General features: G+C 27.3%; 19 protein-coding genes and 1 pseudogene. 12 read left to right on the plus strand and 8 right to left on the minus strand.

Features of this window, described 5'->3' with window-relative positions:
• Window positions 1-71: 71 nt before the first annotated feature.
• The 4 genes from BFL38_RS13885 to BFL38_RS13900 all read left to right on the plus strand — a co-directional run bounded on the left by BFL38_RS13885 (window position 72) and on the right by BFL38_RS13900 (window position 2,290).
• Window positions 72-365, plus strand: a complete 294-nt coding sequence (locus tag BFL38_RS13885; RefSeq protein WP_069727599.1) for a DUF2314 domain-containing protein — start codon at window positions 72-74, stop codon at window positions 363-365.
• Between the two features lie 233 nt (window positions 366-598).
• Window positions 599-1,318 (plus strand): N-6 DNA methylase, encoded by a 720-nt coding sequence (locus tag BFL38_RS13890; protein ID WP_069727600.1) that lies wholly within the window; start codon window positions 599-601, stop codon window positions 1,316-1,318.
• Window positions 1,319-1,348: 30 nt separating this feature from the next.
• Complete coding sequence (locus tag BFL38_RS15635; RefSeq protein ID WP_256097286.1) at window positions 1,349-1,870, plus strand: hypothetical protein; 522 nt, start codon at window positions 1,349-1,351, stop codon at window positions 1,868-1,870.
• A gap of 72 nt (window positions 1,871-1,942) precedes the next feature.
• Entirely contained in the window at window positions 1,943-2,290 is a 348-nt protein-coding gene (locus tag BFL38_RS13900; RefSeq protein ID WP_013113819.1) for a hypothetical protein, read from the plus strand.
• A 43-nt stretch (window positions 2,291-2,333) separates the two neighbouring features.
• On the opposite strand, the gene BFL38_RS15225 is transcribed toward BFL38_RS13900, so the two are convergent.
• The 3 genes and pseudogenes from BFL38_RS15225 to BFL38_RS15640 form a co-directional block, all read right to left on the minus strand.
• The gene (locus BFL38_RS15225; protein ID WP_176720590.1) at window positions 2,334-2,492 is read right to left on the minus strand and encodes a hypothetical protein; all 159 of its coding nucleotides are present in this window, start codon (window positions 2,490-2,492) and stop codon (window positions 2,334-2,336) included.
• A gap of 33 nt (window positions 2,493-2,525) precedes the next feature.
• The gene (locus BFL38_RS13905; protein WP_069727601.1) at window positions 2,526-2,963 is read right to left on the minus strand and encodes a hypothetical protein; all 438 of its coding nucleotides are present in this window, start codon (window positions 2,961-2,963) and stop codon (window positions 2,526-2,528) included.
• A gap of 4 nt (window positions 2,964-2,967) precedes the next feature.
• Window positions 2,968-3,051: pseudogene (locus BFL38_RS15640) on the minus strand (glycoside hydrolase family 19 protein); the annotation flags it as partial.
• Window positions 3,052-3,168: 117 nt separating this feature from the next.
• Here BFL38_RS15640 and BFL38_RS13910 point away from each other — a divergent pair.
• The 5 genes from BFL38_RS13910 (at window position 3,169) to BFL38_RS13930 (ending at window position 6,908) form a co-directional block, all read left to right on the plus strand.
• Complete coding sequence (locus BFL38_RS13910; protein WP_008728128.1) at window positions 3,169-3,495, plus strand: YbjQ family protein; 327 nt, start codon at window positions 3,169-3,171, stop codon at window positions 3,493-3,495.
• A 16-nt stretch (window positions 3,496-3,511) separates the two neighbouring features.
• Complete coding sequence (locus BFL38_RS13915; RefSeq protein WP_008728127.1) at window positions 3,512-3,838, plus strand: YbjQ family protein; 327 nt, start codon at window positions 3,512-3,514, stop codon at window positions 3,836-3,838.
• Window positions 3,839-3,861: 23 nt separating this feature from the next.
• Window positions 3,862-4,521 (plus strand): LOG family protein, encoded by a 660-nt coding sequence (locus tag BFL38_RS13920; RefSeq protein WP_069727602.1) that lies wholly within the window; start codon window positions 3,862-3,864, stop codon window positions 4,519-4,521.
• Window positions 4,522-4,625: 104 nt separating this feature from the next.
• A complete protein-coding gene (locus BFL38_RS13925; RefSeq protein ID WP_256097287.1) occupies window positions 4,626-5,111 on the plus strand; it encodes a hypothetical protein in 486 nt (161 codons plus the stop codon).
• A 411-nt stretch (window positions 5,112-5,522) separates the two neighbouring features.
• Complete coding sequence (locus tag BFL38_RS13930; RefSeq protein ID WP_069727604.1) at window positions 5,523-6,908, plus strand: sodium-dependent transporter; 1,386 nt, start codon at window positions 5,523-5,525, stop codon at window positions 6,906-6,908.
• A gap of 106 nt (window positions 6,909-7,014) precedes the next feature.
• On the opposite strand, the gene mgtE is transcribed toward BFL38_RS13930, so the two are convergent.
• Entirely contained in the window at window positions 7,015-8,379 is a 1,365-nt protein-coding gene (mgtE, locus tag BFL38_RS13935; RefSeq protein ID WP_008722877.1) for a magnesium transporter, read from the minus strand.
• Between the two features lie 136 nt (window positions 8,380-8,515).
• On the opposite strand from mgtE, the gene pfkA reads away from it, so the two are divergent.
• Both pfkA and BFL38_RS13945 read left to right on the plus strand, forming a co-directional pair.
• Window positions 8,516-9,496, plus strand: a complete 981-nt coding sequence (pfkA, locus tag BFL38_RS13940) for a 6-phosphofructokinase (RefSeq protein WP_069727605.1) — start codon at window positions 8,516-8,518, stop codon at window positions 9,494-9,496.
• Between the two features lie 22 nt (window positions 9,497-9,518).
• A complete protein-coding gene (locus BFL38_RS13945; protein ID WP_069727606.1) occupies window positions 9,519-10,277 on the plus strand; it encodes a WecB/TagA/CpsF family glycosyltransferase in 759 nt (252 codons plus the stop codon).
• An 82-nt stretch (window positions 10,278-10,359) separates the two neighbouring features.
• Here the strand turns inward: BFL38_RS13945 and BFL38_RS13950 are convergent, their stop codons facing one another.
• The 4 genes from BFL38_RS13950 to BFL38_RS13965 form a co-directional block, all read right to left on the minus strand.
• The gene (locus BFL38_RS13950) at window positions 10,360-11,400 is read right to left on the minus strand and encodes a tetratricopeptide repeat protein (protein ID WP_069727607.1); all 1,041 of its coding nucleotides are present in this window, start codon (window positions 11,398-11,400) and stop codon (window positions 10,360-10,362) included.
• Window positions 11,401-11,416: 16 nt separating this feature from the next.
• Complete coding sequence (locus tag BFL38_RS13955; RefSeq protein WP_069727608.1) at window positions 11,417-12,388, minus strand: hypothetical protein; 972 nt, start codon at window positions 12,386-12,388, stop codon at window positions 11,417-11,419.
• Between the two features lie 149 nt (window positions 12,389-12,537).
• Complete coding sequence (locus tag BFL38_RS13960) at window positions 12,538-13,395, minus strand: DUF368 domain-containing protein (protein ID WP_083249433.1); 858 nt, start codon at window positions 13,393-13,395, stop codon at window positions 12,538-12,540.
• A gap of 132 nt (window positions 13,396-13,527) precedes the next feature.
• Window positions 13,528-13,911 (minus strand): RidA family protein, encoded by a 384-nt coding sequence (locus BFL38_RS13965; RefSeq protein ID WP_008729803.1) that lies wholly within the window; start codon window positions 13,909-13,911, stop codon window positions 13,528-13,530.
• Between the two features lie 193 nt (window positions 13,912-14,104).
• Here BFL38_RS13965 and aroE point away from each other — a divergent pair, with 193 nt between their 5' ends.
• Window positions 14,105-14,956, plus strand: coding sequence for a shikimate dehydrogenase (gene aroE / locus BFL38_RS13970; protein ID WP_069727610.1), 852 nt, complete (start codon window positions 14,105-14,107; stop codon window positions 14,954-14,956).
• The last annotated feature ends 27 nt before the right edge of the window (window positions 14,957-14,983 follow it).

Genomic DNA, 14,983 nt, shown 5'->3' on the forward strand with positions numbered 1-14,983 from the left:
ATAAAAAACATTGTAAAAAAGTAATTATTGAAATATCATTTTTTAATTGAAGTAATAGGAGTTTTTTTATTATGATTAAATACTATTTAGAAAATGCATTTGAATTAAATAAAGAGTATCCAGACACTTTTAAAATTCCCTCTAAAGAAGAAACTTATTCTTTAAAACCTGATGATTATGTTAAATTAATTTTTACTGAAGAAAATGCTGTACCTGAGAGAATGTGGGTAAAAATTACAAATATAAATGGTAATAATTTTACAGGTATATTAGACAATGATCCTTATTGTTTGAAAAGTGTAAAATGCGGCGATAAGATAGTTTTTAAAACTGAAAATATAATTGATATAGACTTAAATTTTTAAGTTTATCAAAGTTTTATAAAATAAATAAATAAAAAATAATGACGAAGTATAAAATTAGATATTATAAAAACTATTCTTACTAATTAGAAGAAAGAGAAAGCAGAGATAGAGGAATAGACGGTAATCTTACTATAGATAAATTTGGTTTTGACATGACAGGTGTACATATATAAAGTCAAAGATAATAAAGAAACTTTGTATAAATATATAAAAAAGAATAAGGGAAATAAAAAATGAATAAATTAAAATCATCTAAATATAAAAATCTGTATAACATATTAAAGAATGTTTCTTATAAACATACAATAGCTAAAGTATTTTATGATTTTATAGCTATGACAGCATTAAATATTGCAATAGGAATAAGTCTTAATATGGAAGATAAGGAAAAAAGAATAGAACAATTTAAAAAAATTGCTGTTACTTATGATGAAAATGAAATGGAGTTTTTTAATGCATTTAAATTAGGATTAGTAAATGAATACCAGAGCAACAGATATCAGGATGTATTAGGAGTTTTATTTCAAGAACTTGAATTAAAAAATGATTTCAAAGGTCAATTTTTCACACCTTATGAATTATCATACTGTATGAATAAAATTAATTTTGATAAATCATTATTGGAAAGTAAATCTTTTATTTACTGCAATGAACCAGCAGCAGGAAGCGGAGGAATTGTTATAGCTTCATGTCAGATAGTAGAAGAATTAGGCTATAATTATGCAGAAAAATTAATATGGAATATTAATGATTTAGATTTGATGTGTGTATATATGTCATTTATACAATTAAACTTAATAGGAGCTTCTGCTTTAATACAGCATTGCAATACATTAAGTATGGAAGTTTTTGATAGGTTTTATACACTCGGATATATTTTAAATAGATGCGGTGAAAGACTTCGGATAGAAAAAAAGTGCAATAAAATGTTGGAATTAATAAAAGATATATAAACCTTAAATAATAAAAAACGGAGTGTAAAAATGATTTGTGATATATGTCAAAAAAATATAAATGATGATGAGATATTGGAAGGACAAATAAATATTAAATATAAGGATAAAGATGGTATAGAAAAAGAGAAAGAAAAAGAAGGTAAACTTTGTATATCACTTTTTATATTTTTCAGATGGAACTTAGTGCTTGACAAATTAGGTTTTAAGTTTAAAGAAACGGCAGTATGGGAAAAAGAAAATGCATCAAATTATCTAAATAATTTTTTAAGGATACATGAGGATATATCTTTTCGCAGTTTAGGTAATGCTAATCTAAGAAAAGAATATGTTGACTATTTAGAATATCAAATTAATAAAAATAAATTAGATAGAATAATAGATATTTGGAGAGGATTAAGGAGTGCATTAAACAGCAAAGACAAAGATGATGTTATTAAATATATAGAGACAGGCATCAAGGAGTTTAATTATGAAAGTAAAAGAAAGAATTTCTATATCTTCTATCACAGGAAAGGCAGAAGGTACAGCTACATTAAAAATCACAGCTAAAAAAACAGGCAGTGAAGATATTGTAAAAGATATAGAAGTAAATATAAATGCGAATATATAAGGATCTGAAATATGGCAGATATAGAAATTGTAGATTTAGAAGAGTTTAGTAATAAAAAAGCAGTTTATGCCAAACTTGGCAAATACAAGATAAATGTTAATGATATACCTGTGGGCTTGGCATTAAAAATAAGTGATTATAGCCAGTCTATAGCAGAGAAAGGTTTTCTTGATTCACAGACTGTGATAGAAGATATAGTAATTCCTCTTATACAAAGACAGGATAAAAATACCTGCCGAGAAGATATATTAGAAGATTTTAATTATGACCAGCTTATAAAAATATTCAGAATGATAATGGATGGCTTTTATAAAGCAGGAATTGACGCTCCTAATGAGGATAAAAAAAAAGAAAACTAATAAAAATAGAATTAATAAAGTTATTGGCACATTTAGCTAATAGCTATGGGTGATACTGTGCAATCTCTTTTTCTTTTTTATGTATTTCACTGTCTTTAGCAGCTATTAATACTATAAAAATAGAAACTATTAAAACCATTATGACTGCTATAATGATTTTTTTGTTTATTTTGGACAAAAAGCCCGTTATTATTGTAATCATATATACTCCTATTATTATATTTTTTAATCTTTTTTATTTAGTAAAATAAAGAATAGCTCCAACTATAGTACCTATTGCTGTAAGAAGTCCTGCTATACCCACAACCGCTTTTTGAAACTTATGCAAGGTATCAACAGTAATATTACCTTCTAAACTTTTCTTTATTTCTTTTAATTCTTCATCTATTTTATTTTTATATTCCTGTATTTCAGTTAAAAAATCTTTCACATGATTTTCCAGCTTTTCTATTCTCAAATCTATTTTGATAAAATCTTCTGACAAATTATCTAAATATGTATCATAACTTTTTATATCATTTCTTAGATTTTTAATTTCTTCTTTCACTTCTTCTACTTTATGAATAATACCGTTTCCATTTTTTGTACCGTCTTCGTTATATCCGACTTGAAGTTCCAAACGGCTCAATCTTTTTTCCAATACAGTAGTTTTACTTTCTCTAGTTGTTGCCATTACTTTAACCTTCTAATATTTTTAAAATATTATTATATCTTTCTTCTCTGTCTTCAAGTCCATTGTATCCACCATTAATAAGTTTAGTATTAATTTCAAAACTTACTAATTATAGCTAAATCATTATAATAAAAAATCATTAATAATGTTTACAGCTTTTCCGACAAATTAACATAATATTTTACAATATAAATGGAGATCAAAAATGAGTGCTGATATCAAAATGTTTACTGTTAATTACTTGCCTAGCAATTATAATTATGAAATGTTAGGATTAGTTAAAGGAAATGTATCTTTAGCTAAACATGTTGGAAAAGATTTACTTGCAGGACTTAAAAATATTGTAGGCGGTGAAGTTGAAAGTTACACTGAAATGCTTAATGAAGCTAGAGAAATAGCAACTAAAAGAATGATAGAAGAAGCTAAAAAATTAGGTGCTAATGCTATAATAGGAATTAATTTTTCTTCATCTTCTGTACTTCCTGGAACTGTAGAAGTTGTTGCTTATGGTACTGCTATTGTATTGAAATAATTTATGAGGAGTAAAAATGGATAACGATATAAAATTATTTACAGCTGATTATTTACCCAACGGATATAATTATGAATTATTAGGTTTGGTTAAAGGAAATATAGCTCAGGCTAAACATATAGGAAAAGATTTGCTTGCAGGTCTTAAAAATATTGTAGGCGGTGAAGTTGAAGGCTACACTGAGATGATTAATGAAGCTAGAGAAGCAGCAACTAAAAGAATGATAGAAGAAGCCAAAAAATTAGGTGCTAATGCTATAATAGGAATACATTATTCATCTTCATCTGTAATGGAAGGAACTACAGAAGTTATTGCTTATGGTACTGCTGTAATAATAAAATAATAATAAAAGGCGGGAATTTTTTCATGAAAAGAGAGACTTACGAATTACAGAATTCTGATATGCCTAATGAATCTTGGCGTATATTTAGAATAATGGGAGAATTTGTAGAAGGATTTGAAACTATGTCCTACTATAAAAATGCTGTTTCTATATTTGGGAGTGCAAGAACTTCAGAAGATCACCCTCATTATAAATTAGCTTATGAAACTGCTAAATTACTAGGTGAAAATAAATACGATATAATAACAGGCGGCGGTCCAGGAATAATGGAAGCTGGAAACAGGGGAGCTTTTGATTCCAATGCAGGTTCTATAGGTTTATGTATAGAATTGCCTTTTGAACAGAAAACTAATCCTTATGTTAAAGAAGAATTAAAATTCAGATACTTCTTTGCTAGAAAAGTAATGTTCTTAAAATATGCAAAAGCTGTTATAATATTTCCCGGCGGTTTTGGTACTATGGACGAGATGTTTGAAACTCTCACTCTAATACAGACAAGAGTTCTTGATAGAATGCCTCTTATAGTTATGAATTATAGTTATTACACTGATTTAATAGAATGGATAAAAAAATATATGATAGGAGAAAATTATATAGATATTGAGGATTTGAACTTAATAAAATACGCTGAAACTCCTCAGGAAACTTTAGATATAATCAATTCTTTTTATCAAAATAAATAAAAATGAAATATATAATAATAATTTTATTAATCAACATCAATATAGTATTTGCCCAATTACCGGAGTTTTTTAATCTAAATGGGTATAAAGATTTAAAATTTGGGATGAGCATTGAAGACGCTGATAATAAAATTACTAATTATAATGTAAACTTATATGCTGATTTTTTTGAATCATTTGAATTAAAAAATAATACTATTCTTAACATATATAAAAATGACACAGAAAAATTAGCATATTATCTATATTTCTACAATAATGAGCTTTACAGAATAGAGATATGCAATCATATAGGTGATATTTATAATAATCCTTCTTTTTATAATCCTGTAACTATGGCTGATATTAACAATATAAAAGAAGAGCTTACTTTACAATATGGGCAAATAACAAAAACGGATGTAAAACACTATTCATTTTATAAAAAACCTTTTGAAGAATATATAATATGGTGGTCATCCGAGCTTGCAAGCGTATCATTATATATAAAACCAGATTTAGATACTTTAGATAATGTTATGAAGCATTATTCATATAGAATTTCTTTTTATGATGAGATTAAAATAAAAAAAATATATTCATCAAAATAACTCTAACTCCCCACCCTTTTTTCTTTATTACTTCATACAAAATTTTAACTTTTACTTTTTTAAAGCTTATACAGAAATTATAGCTCCCACCCTAGTTTTTTATAGAAATGAATACATGTCAAACGCACGTTAAGCAAAATAAAAAATAAAGATAAATTAATAATACAATTTAAATTATATTTATAGCTAAGCTAACCGTGCGTTAAATAGATTTTAAAACTAATACCAACTTGGGCGGGTGCTGAAATTTCTAATAGAGTAATAAATATAATTTAAATTATAAATAAAAATTTAGCTGCAAAATATAAGGGGCGGGGTATGTAAATAAAATTTTATTATTATAAGTTTTAATAATTTATAATATATAGTATAATTTAAAAAGATTGTTATAATAATTTGGAGTATATACCAATGCAAAAAAGAGAGAAACTAGGCAGCAGATTCGGATTTATACTAGTATCTGCAGGCTGTGCGGTTGGAATGGGTAATGTTTGGAGATTTCCATATATAACAGGACAATACGGAGGCGGTGCTTTTGTAATATTATATATCATATCTATAATCATACTAGGTGTGGCTCCTATGGTAATGGAATTCGCTGTAGGAAGAGCCGGAAGACATGATATAGCTACATCCTTTGAGAAACTTGAGAAGAAAGGACATAATTGGCATAAAATAGGTTATATCCAAATATTGGGTAATATTATTCTTATGTTATTTTATACAACTATATGCGGCTGGTGTTTATCTTATTTTTACTTTATGCTTTCAGGACAATTTGAAGGACTTAATGCAAATGAAGTTGGCAATTTCTTTAATGGTGTTTTAGGAAGTCCATCCACATTAACATTATGGATGGGAATAAGTTTATTAATTGGTATAGTAATATGTTCTTTCGGACTAGAGAAAGGTGTAGAAAGAGCAAGTAAATTTATGATGATTTCATTGTTTGCACTTTTAATACTTCTCATTATAAGAGCATTAACTTTACAAGGTGCTGTAGAAGGATTAAAATTTTATTTAGTACCGGATTTAAATAAATTATTTGGAAACGGACTTACAGGATTTATAGGAATATTTTACGCAGCTATAGGTCAGGCATTCTTTTCTTTGAGTGTAGGTCAGGGCGGAATGGCTATATTCGGAAGCTATATAGATAAAAAACAATCTCTTACAGGAGAAGCATTAATAATAATAGCATTAGATACTATGGTAGCTTTATTTTCCGGACTTGTAGTATTTCCAGCATGCTTTGCTTTCGGTGTAAATCCAGGAGAAGGTGCCGGACTTGCATTCGTAACATTGCCTAATATATTTAATTCTATGCCATTAGGAAGATTATGGGGAGCATTATTTTTCTTATTCTTAGCAATGGCAGCTCTTACTACCATAATAGGTGTATTAGAAAATATATATTCATTTATCATGGATAAATTTAAACTTACGAGAAAAAAAACTTCTATTATGCTATTTATAATATTATTCATACTTAGTCTTCCTACAACTTTAGGATTTAATGTATTGTCTAATATCAAACCATTGGGAGAAGGCACTGTCATAATGGATTTACTTGACTTTATGGTATCAAATAATATACTTCCTTTGGGTGCTTTGGTAACCCTATTCTTCTGCACAAGAGATTTCGGATGGGGATTCGATAACTTCATCAAAGAAGCCAATACAGGAGAAGGTATAAAATTTCCTCGAAGATTAAGATTCTATATTAGTTATATACTTCCTTTTATAGTATTGGCAATATTTTTATATGAGTATATAAACAGATTTTTTTTGAAATAATTGTTTAGATTATTATGCATATATTTTATAGATATCATAAACAATTAATGAAATGTATGCTTTTTTATTATTTATAAAAATATATGCATTATTTTAAAGCATAAAACTATTTAGAAAAGTTAGCAAGTATCGTAGTTGCAAGAAGTAAATATATAGCAGTACCGCTAATATCACATATAGAAGTAACAAGAGGTACGCTGCTGGTAGTAGGATCTTTTTTAAACTTGACGAATAAAAACGGCAGGCATAAACCTATCAAACTTCCTATAACAACAACTAATATCATAGAAAGCGATACAACCAATGCTATGATTAAACCGCCCCTAAAAATAGCAATCAATGATACAGCTGCACTCATAGTAAGTCCAAGAGCAGTAGAAACAAGTATCTCTTTTCCAAGCATAAAAAGCCAATCGCTTTTCTTAACATCTCCTACAGATAAACTCCTTATTATGAGAGTAGATGACTGAGCCCCGGCATTTCCTGCACTATCTATAAGCAGCGGTAAGAAAAATATCAAAGAAACATACCTGCTTATAGTCTCTTCAAACATTCCGATAACATATCCTGATACAATATTAACAAATACTAAAACAAAAAGCCAAAATATTCTTCTTTTGTAAAGCACAATAGGATTAGCTTGTTTTATATTACTATCAAAATCATCATCTATACTAATAGCTCCCAATTTATGAAAGTCCTCTGTATCCTCTTCTTCTGCTATATCAAATATATCATCTATAGTAACAATACCTATCAAAGCATTTTTAGAATCAACAACAGGTATATAAAGTAAATCGTATTTTCTTCCTACTCTAACAGCTTCTTCCTGATCCGAATATACCGACAAATATATTATATCTGTATGCATAAGGTCTTCTATTTTATCATATTGATTTGCAAATAATAAATCTTTTAATAAAATATATCCTATTAAAGTATCATCTTTTTGAACAACATATATAACTTCAAAAGTTTCAGAGTCTTTACCATATTTTCTAATATATTCTAAAGTCTGTTTAACAGTATAATCTGGCAGAACATCTATATATTCAGGAGTCATTATACGCCCTATACTGTCTTCAGGATATCCTAATAACTGCCTTGTAATATTTAAATCTTTCTCCCCCATCAAAGAAAAAATCTTTTTTGTTATATCGGAAGGAAGTTCTTCAAAAAGAGAGGTTCTGTCATCAGGACTCATATCATGAATAAGTTCTTTTAACTCATTTTCATTCATAGAAATGATAATTTTTTCCTGTTCTTCCGGTTCTAATTCGGAAAATACATAAGCGGACATTTCTCTTGATAAAAGCCTAAATACTATGCTTCTGTTTTTATCGCTGTCTAATATTCGTATAATATCTACTATTTCAGCTGCATGCATACCAGCAAGTAAATATTTAAGTTTGTCCCATCTTTGATTTTCTATTATATTAATAATTTCAGTATATTCTTTATTTTCTACCATGCTTCTATCATATTTTTTTTATATTTATATATATCAATTCTTTTATTATTATTATATAATATATACATTATATAATAATAATAAAAAAAAACCAACAATATAATTTTAATATTATCAATATAAAGGAGTTACTTATATGGCTGATATAAAAAGAATTGGGGTATTAACAAGCGGGGGAGATGCTTCCGGAATGAACCCTGCTATAAGAAGCGTAGTTAGAACCGCAATAGCCAATGGTTTAGAAGTTATGGGCATAAAAGAAGGATATCAAGGTCTTATGTATAATGATGTATATCAAATGAATCCCGGAAGTGTAGGCGGAATCATTAATCATGGAGGCACTATACTATTTTCAGCAAGATCTCCTGAATTCCAAACAGAAGAAGGCATGAAAAAAGCTGCTGATAACATGAAATATCATGGAATGGATGCTTTAATTGTTATAGGAGGAGATGGAACTTATAAAGGAGCATTAGATTTCTATAATCATCACCCTGAATATCCTATAGTTGCAATACCCGGAACTATAGACAATGATATATTTGGTACAGATTACACTATAGGTTATGATACTGCTGTTAATGTGGCAATGGATGCTATAGATAAATTAAGAGATACTGCCACAAGCCATGGAAGATGTTTCGTTGTAGAAGTTATGGGAAGACATGCCGGATACATTGCATTAGAAGTTGGAATAGCTTCAGGAGCTGAGGATATATTAATACCTGAAACTACAACCGATATGGACAAGATAGTAGAAGAATTACAAATAGCTAAAAAAAGAGGAAAAAAATCTTCTATCATAGTTGTAGCTGAAGGTGATGAATCAGGCGGAGCTATGGAAGTTGCTAAACAAATTGAGGGTAAAACAGGTTTCGATACACGCGTTACTATATTAGGACACATGCAAAGAGGCGGTTCGCCTACTTCAAGAGAGCGTTTGATGGCTGCAAGATTCGGTTATATTGCGGTTAAAGCTTTATTAGAAGGAAAGAAAAATGTTGCTGTAGGAATTTGGAAAGGTGAATATACTTACACTCCTTTAACCGATGCTGTAAAAAAAGTTCCTAAAATAGATCCTATAGACTTGGCTTTATGCAGAACTCTTGCTATATAACAAATAAAGGCTATAATTTATTATGATACAGAATAAATCCATTTTAGGAATAAGAATAGATAATTTCCAAGTTAGTCTTGAAGAAATATTAGACTACCTTAAATATGGAAAAAATATACTCATAATATCTCTGGATGTGCATCAATTACTAAAAGTAAGATATAATAAAAAATTAAAAGAGATTATAAATAATTCTTCTTTAGTGGTTGCCGCACACCCTTCTATAGCCAAAGCTTATAAATTTATTCATAAAGAAGAAATAAATTATATTAATGAATTCATTTTATTTTCAAAAGTTCTAGATTATATAGAACAAAAAAAGATGTCTATGTTTTTATTCGGAGATGAAGAAAAATATTTCTTTACTATATCTGAAAAAATTAAAAAGATTTATCCCGGTATTTATATGCTTGGTAATTATCAAAATACCAAAGATAAAGAAGAATTAGATAAAGCATTTATAGGTTTTAAAAAGATAGAACCTGATGTATTTTTAATGTATATGGAATTCAAGAAATCTTTATATTGGTTCAATAATAATAAACAAAATTTAGATATGAAATTTTTTATTCCATTCAAAAGACCATTAGATAGTTTTGCTGGAAAAATAAAACCTCCTAGTATGGAGGTATTAAATAAAGATAAATATGAATCATTCTATGCCAAAAAAAATATATTCAGAGTATTCTTATATATTGACTATATAAGATTTTGGATATTAGTTTTCTTTGAAAAACTTACAACTAAAAAAGATAAGAAAAATACTGTTTCAAACAACTAATCAATACAAATATATTTTATTCTAATATATGATTTTCTAATCCTTTACAAATTCATAAAAATGTCAATTTGATACAGCATTTCTAATTGATAGCAAGCAAAGTTTCCTGTAAAGCCTGCATATATTCTCTTGCCCTTGAAACATTAGGATTAGCAGGATATTCCGATATAAAAGTATCAAAAACCTTATAAGAATCAGAGTATCTTCCTACTTTAAAATATGATAAACCTATATAAAGTAAAGCCTCAGCATCTAAGGTATAAACATTATTAAGTCTTACTCTATTATAATATTCCAATGCTCTGTTGTAATTTTTTTCATTATAGTATGACTGAGCTATTCTAAATAAAGCCTCTTCTGCATATTCAGTTCTAGGAAATAATTCTGCTATTTTTGTATAATACATTCTTGATTTTATATAATTAGTTTCTACAAAAGTTTTATGGGCCATAGCAGGTACTTGTATCAAATATGTTCTTACAACTTCATCATAATATATACTTGTTTTGTTATATTTAAGGAAATCCTCATAAGTTTCAAATGCTCTGTCATATTCATTCATATTGAAATAAACTCTTGCTCTTCCAAGAACTGCCAATTCTCCTTCATTTCTTAGGAAATAACTTAAAGCTTCTCCGTATTTTTGCTGAAGGAATAATTGATAACCGTATTGTACATTTATTTTTGATGCTAAATTTGAATCGCCAACTTTTAAATTTTCCTGCAGTTTTGACATTATATATGGATCTGCATTATTTTCTAATCTTGATATATCCGCATAAGCTATAACTGCATTTGTGGAGTATTGAATAAAGTTAGGATTATTTATGATATTGGCAAGTCTTTCTTTTGCCAAAGAATATTTTTTTAATCTTTTTAAAGAATCTGCAACCATAAAATATGATTCTGCTATATTATTTATTGGTCTTGATTTACTATCTATGGATAAATATTCATTTAAATTATTAATAGCTTCCTGATAATTTTCTATCTCATAACTTCTTTTACCTTTTTGAAAATATCTTTCAGGAGATGATAATGCTGATACTTTGGTGATGAATACTCCGCCTAATATTGCCACTATAGTTATAACAGATGCTAAAACTGCTGCATAAGTTTTCATAAATCATATACTCCAATTATAAATCACTTAAAACCTGATTTATCCAAAAATTAACTTCCTGACTGTTATAAGATTTTATACGATTAAAAACATCTAATGAATTTTTCTTTCTGCCCAAATACTTATAACATTTTCCAAGAAGAAGATTAATATCATAATACAAATTTCTATTTATATTTCTACTAGATACAGGCTCCAATATAGAAACTGCCTGAGAATAATTTTTTAATTTAAACTGTGCTAAAGCTCTGTCATATTCAGTTTTATACCTGCTATACTCATTTTGAGCAGAATTATTAATACTTATGCTAGATGAAGAAGATGCTGGTAGAGAACTAGTTATATTATTTGTCAATGTAACTGTATTTGTCAATGTAACTGTGTTCGTAAAAGTAACTGTATTTGTTAATAAAATATTATTTGTAAGTGTAACATTGTTAGTAACAGTTACAATATTAGTAATAATATTATTATTTGTATTATATTTTAAATTATTATTAAAAGCATTATTTGTTGTTATTCCATTAAATGAAAAAGTTAATGTATCAATATTTTCTTCAGCATTATAAAAAACCGAATCATTTATATATGAAACTACAGCATAATAGTATGTAGAAGTAATTACAGGACTATCTGATACAATATATGTCCTTGAATCATTAGTGGCTTTTATATAAGCAACTACTGTAGAATTAGAAAAAGATGATTTACCTATTATAGGGCTTTTACTTCTATAAACATAGTATACTAAATTACTATCAGTTATTCCCTGCCACTCTATCAATACTATATTACTATTAGTATCCGAAACAGAAATCTTTATATCAGATACAAATCTTTCAGCATTAGGTAAATTATTTATCAAAGCTTCATCATAATAAACAGAGGTTTGGGTATATAAAACATTTATTGATATATAAAAGAATATTATGCTTATAAATCCAAATAATAAATAAATACCATTTTTTTTACTTCTATTTTTATTCATATAATTATCCTATAAATGCTTTTTCAATTTTCGGAAATGAAATATATAAAATTTAATCAAAGCAGATAAATGATAAAACCATAATTTAAAATAAAAAAGCTGGAAAATTAACTTTCCAGCTTATAATAATATAATGGATATTTTATTAATTATATTTTTTCCATACCTATAGCAACCAAGAAACCAACACACATAGAAATAACTGTGGAAGCTAACATAGGAAGACTCATAGATGTAATATTAGGCCATAAACTTAAAAATGACACTATTATAATACCAAGAACAAATCCGAATAAAGTAGATTTATATTTCTGAAGCAGTATAGTTACAAGTTTTGATATGCCGAATATTCCTATAACTACACCTAAGCCTAAAAATATTAAAGGGATTAGAAGGCTGAAATTAAAAGTATCTACAAATGAGGATATAAAATAGGATATATTTTCATATTCTCCTAATATAAGTAAAAGCAAAGAACCTGATATTCCGGGTATAACCATAGCAACAGCAGCAGCTATACCGCATAAAAATAATTTAATACCATAAATTAGTGAAAAATTTCCAGCATAAGTGGTTTCACCTACAGGCTTATTTATATCAAAATATACAAACACCGCCATAATAAAAGCACCTATAAAAAATGCTATAAAAACTTTAAAATTAAATTCTTCCACTGTTTTTGTTATAAATGGAAAAGAACCTAATATGAGTCCTACAAAAAATATTCTAGTCGGTATAGGATAATAAGTAAATGTATAATTTATGAGTTTTAAAAATAATACTATGGAAATACCTGCCCCTAAAACAACAGGAATCAAAACTTTTAAACTTTCTTTTATTTCTTCCCATTTTAATTTTATTAATGCATTAGGTAAAATTGATATAGCATAAGTTAATTTTTCATAAATACCTAATACAAAAGCAATAGTACCTCCAGATACACCCGGTATGGCATTAGCAATACCTATAGCCATTCCTTTGATAAAATATGATACATAATTTCTCATGATTTCCTCTTTAAGATTCATTATTTATATAGTGATAAAAAGATAAGTAAAATATTTGAGTAATATACAAAAGAAAAGTTATAAAAAAATAACCATGAATATATACATACTCATGGCTATTATTAATAATAATCAGTTTATAACAGCAATTATTTCAACTTCTACTAAAGCATCTTTAGGCAAAGCTTTTATAGCAACAGTGCTTCTTGCAGGAGGATTTTCTGGGAAATAAGTTGCATATACTTCATTAAAAGCTGCAAAATTTCCCATATCTGTTAAGAAACAAGTAGTTTTAATAATATTAGCCATAGTTAAATTTTCTGATTCTAAAAGACCTTTAATATTTTCCATAACTCTTTCAGTTTGTTTTTTTATATCATTTTCAGCCATATTGCCGCTTACTGGATCCAAAGGTATTTGACCTGATGCAAAAATAAAATTTCCGCTTTTTACTGCTTGAGAATAAGGACCTATTGCCTGAGGTGCTTTGTGTGTTTTAATAATTTTTTTATCCATGTATCGATTCTCCTTTATATGTCTTTTTAATTTTTTCCATCTTTCTTATTATGTTAATTATAATTATTTTTTTATAAAATATCAAGTAATTTATACACTATTTTTTTTATTTATATAATTATTAGTATTTGACAATAATAAAAATTATATTATTATCTATGATAATATTTATAAAAATAATAAGGCTTTAAATATGCAAGTAAATGCTGAAACTATATTAACAGGACTATTCGCATCGCCTTCAAAGCATAGCATATCACCTATTATGCATAATGAAGGATTTAATAAACTTAATCTTAATTATATATATTTAGCTTTTGAAGTTGATAAAAGCAATTTAAAAGAGGCTGTAAATTCTATAAGAACACTCAATATGAGAGGCGTTAATTTATCTATGCCTAATAAAAAAGAAGTAATAAAATATTTGGATAATATATCCGAAGCTGCAGAACTTTCACAAAGTGTAAATACTATAGTAAATAATAATGGAATACTTACAGGATACAGTACAGACGGTGAAGGATTTATAAAATCATTAGAAGAAGAACAAGTATTTATAAAAGATAAAAATCTTACTATATTAGGAACAGGAGGAGCTTCTATTGCTATAATATCTCAGGCAGCATTATATGGAGTTAAAGAAATATATGTATTTAAAAGAGATACGAATTGGAATGAGCAGAAAAAGATTATAGATAATATTGCTTGTAAAACTAACTGTTCTATAAGCCTGTATTCTTTAGAGGATAAAAATATATTAAAATCAAAGATAGAAAATAGTTATGTATTAATAAATGCCACAAGTGTTGGTATGAAAGAAGATGTTTCTCTTATAGAAGATGCATCTTACTTTAGAAATGATTTAGTAGTAAGCGACTGCATATACCACCCTGCCAAAACTAAATTATTAAAAATAGCAGAAAAAGAAGGATGCAAAATAATAAATGGAATGGGTATGTTATTATATCAAGGTGCTTTGGCTTTTGAACTTTGGACTAATAAAAAAATGCCTGTAGAATATATTAAAAATATTATATTTAAATAGATATTACAATCTAAATACGAGAGAGGA

Origin of the sequence: Brachyspira hampsonii (genome assembly GCF_001746205.1) — a bacterium.
Classification (GTDB): Bacteria; Spirochaetota; Brachyspiria; order Brachyspirales; family Brachyspiraceae; genus Brachyspira; species Brachyspira hampsonii_B.

What these genes read in the sequence shown, in the direction of transcription:
- BFL38_RS13885 (WP_069727599.1), top strand. Translation starts at nt 72, where the DNA reads ATGATTAAATACTATTTAGAAAATGCATTTGAATTAAATAAAGAGTAT.
- BFL38_RS13890 (WP_069727600.1), top strand. Translation starts at nt 599, where the DNA reads ATGAATAAATTAAAATCATCTAAATATAAAAATCTGTATAACATATTA.
- BFL38_RS15635 (WP_256097286.1), top strand. Translation starts at nt 1,349, where the DNA reads ATGATTTGTGATATATGTCAAAAAAATATAAATGATGATGAGATATTG.
- BFL38_RS13900 (WP_013113819.1), top strand. Translation starts at nt 1,943, where the DNA reads ATGGCAGATATAGAAATTGTAGATTTAGAAGAGTTTAGTAATAAAAAA.
- BFL38_RS15225 (WP_176720590.1), bottom strand. Translation starts at nt 2,492, where the DNA reads ATGATTACAATAATAACGGGCTTTTTGTCCAAAATAAACAAAAAAATC.
- BFL38_RS13905 (WP_069727601.1), bottom strand. Translation starts at nt 2,963, where the DNA reads ATGGCAACAACTAGAGAAAGTAAAACTACTGTATTGGAAAAAAGATTG.
- BFL38_RS13910 (WP_008728128.1), top strand. Translation starts at nt 3,169, where the DNA reads ATGAGTGCTGATATCAAAATGTTTACTGTTAATTACTTGCCTAGCAAT.
- BFL38_RS13915 (WP_008728127.1), top strand. Translation starts at nt 3,512, where the DNA reads ATGGATAACGATATAAAATTATTTACAGCTGATTATTTACCCAACGGA.
- BFL38_RS13920 (WP_069727602.1), top strand. Translation starts at nt 3,862, where the DNA reads ATGAAAAGAGAGACTTACGAATTACAGAATTCTGATATGCCTAATGAA.
- BFL38_RS13925 (WP_256097287.1), top strand. Translation starts at nt 4,626, where the DNA reads ATGAGCATTGAAGACGCTGATAATAAAATTACTAATTATAATGTAAAC.
- BFL38_RS13930 (WP_069727604.1), top strand. Translation starts at nt 5,523, where the DNA reads ATGCAAAAAAGAGAGAAACTAGGCAGCAGATTCGGATTTATACTAGTA.
- mgtE (WP_008722877.1), bottom strand. Translation starts at nt 8,379, where the DNA reads ATGGTAGAAAATAAAGAATATACTGAAATTATTAATATAATAGAAAAT.
- pfkA (WP_069727605.1), top strand. Translation starts at nt 8,516, where the DNA reads ATGGCTGATATAAAAAGAATTGGGGTATTAACAAGCGGGGGAGATGCT.
- BFL38_RS13945 (WP_069727606.1), top strand. Translation starts at nt 9,519, where the DNA reads ATGATACAGAATAAATCCATTTTAGGAATAAGAATAGATAATTTCCAA.
- BFL38_RS13950 (WP_069727607.1), bottom strand. Translation starts at nt 11,400, where the DNA reads ATGAAAACTTATGCAGCAGTTTTAGCATCTGTTATAACTATAGTGGCA.
- BFL38_RS13955 (WP_069727608.1), bottom strand. Translation starts at nt 12,388, where the DNA reads ATGAATAAAAATAGAAGTAAAAAAAATGGTATTTATTTATTATTTGGA.
- BFL38_RS13960 (WP_083249433.1), bottom strand. Translation starts at nt 13,395, where the DNA reads ATGAGAAATTATGTATCATATTTTATCAAAGGAATGGCTATAGGTATT.
- BFL38_RS13965 (WP_008729803.1), bottom strand. Translation starts at nt 13,911, where the DNA reads ATGGATAAAAAAATTATTAAAACACACAAAGCACCTCAGGCAATAGGT.
- aroE (WP_069727610.1), top strand. Translation starts at nt 14,105, where the DNA reads ATGCAAGTAAATGCTGAAACTATATTAACAGGACTATTCGCATCGCCT.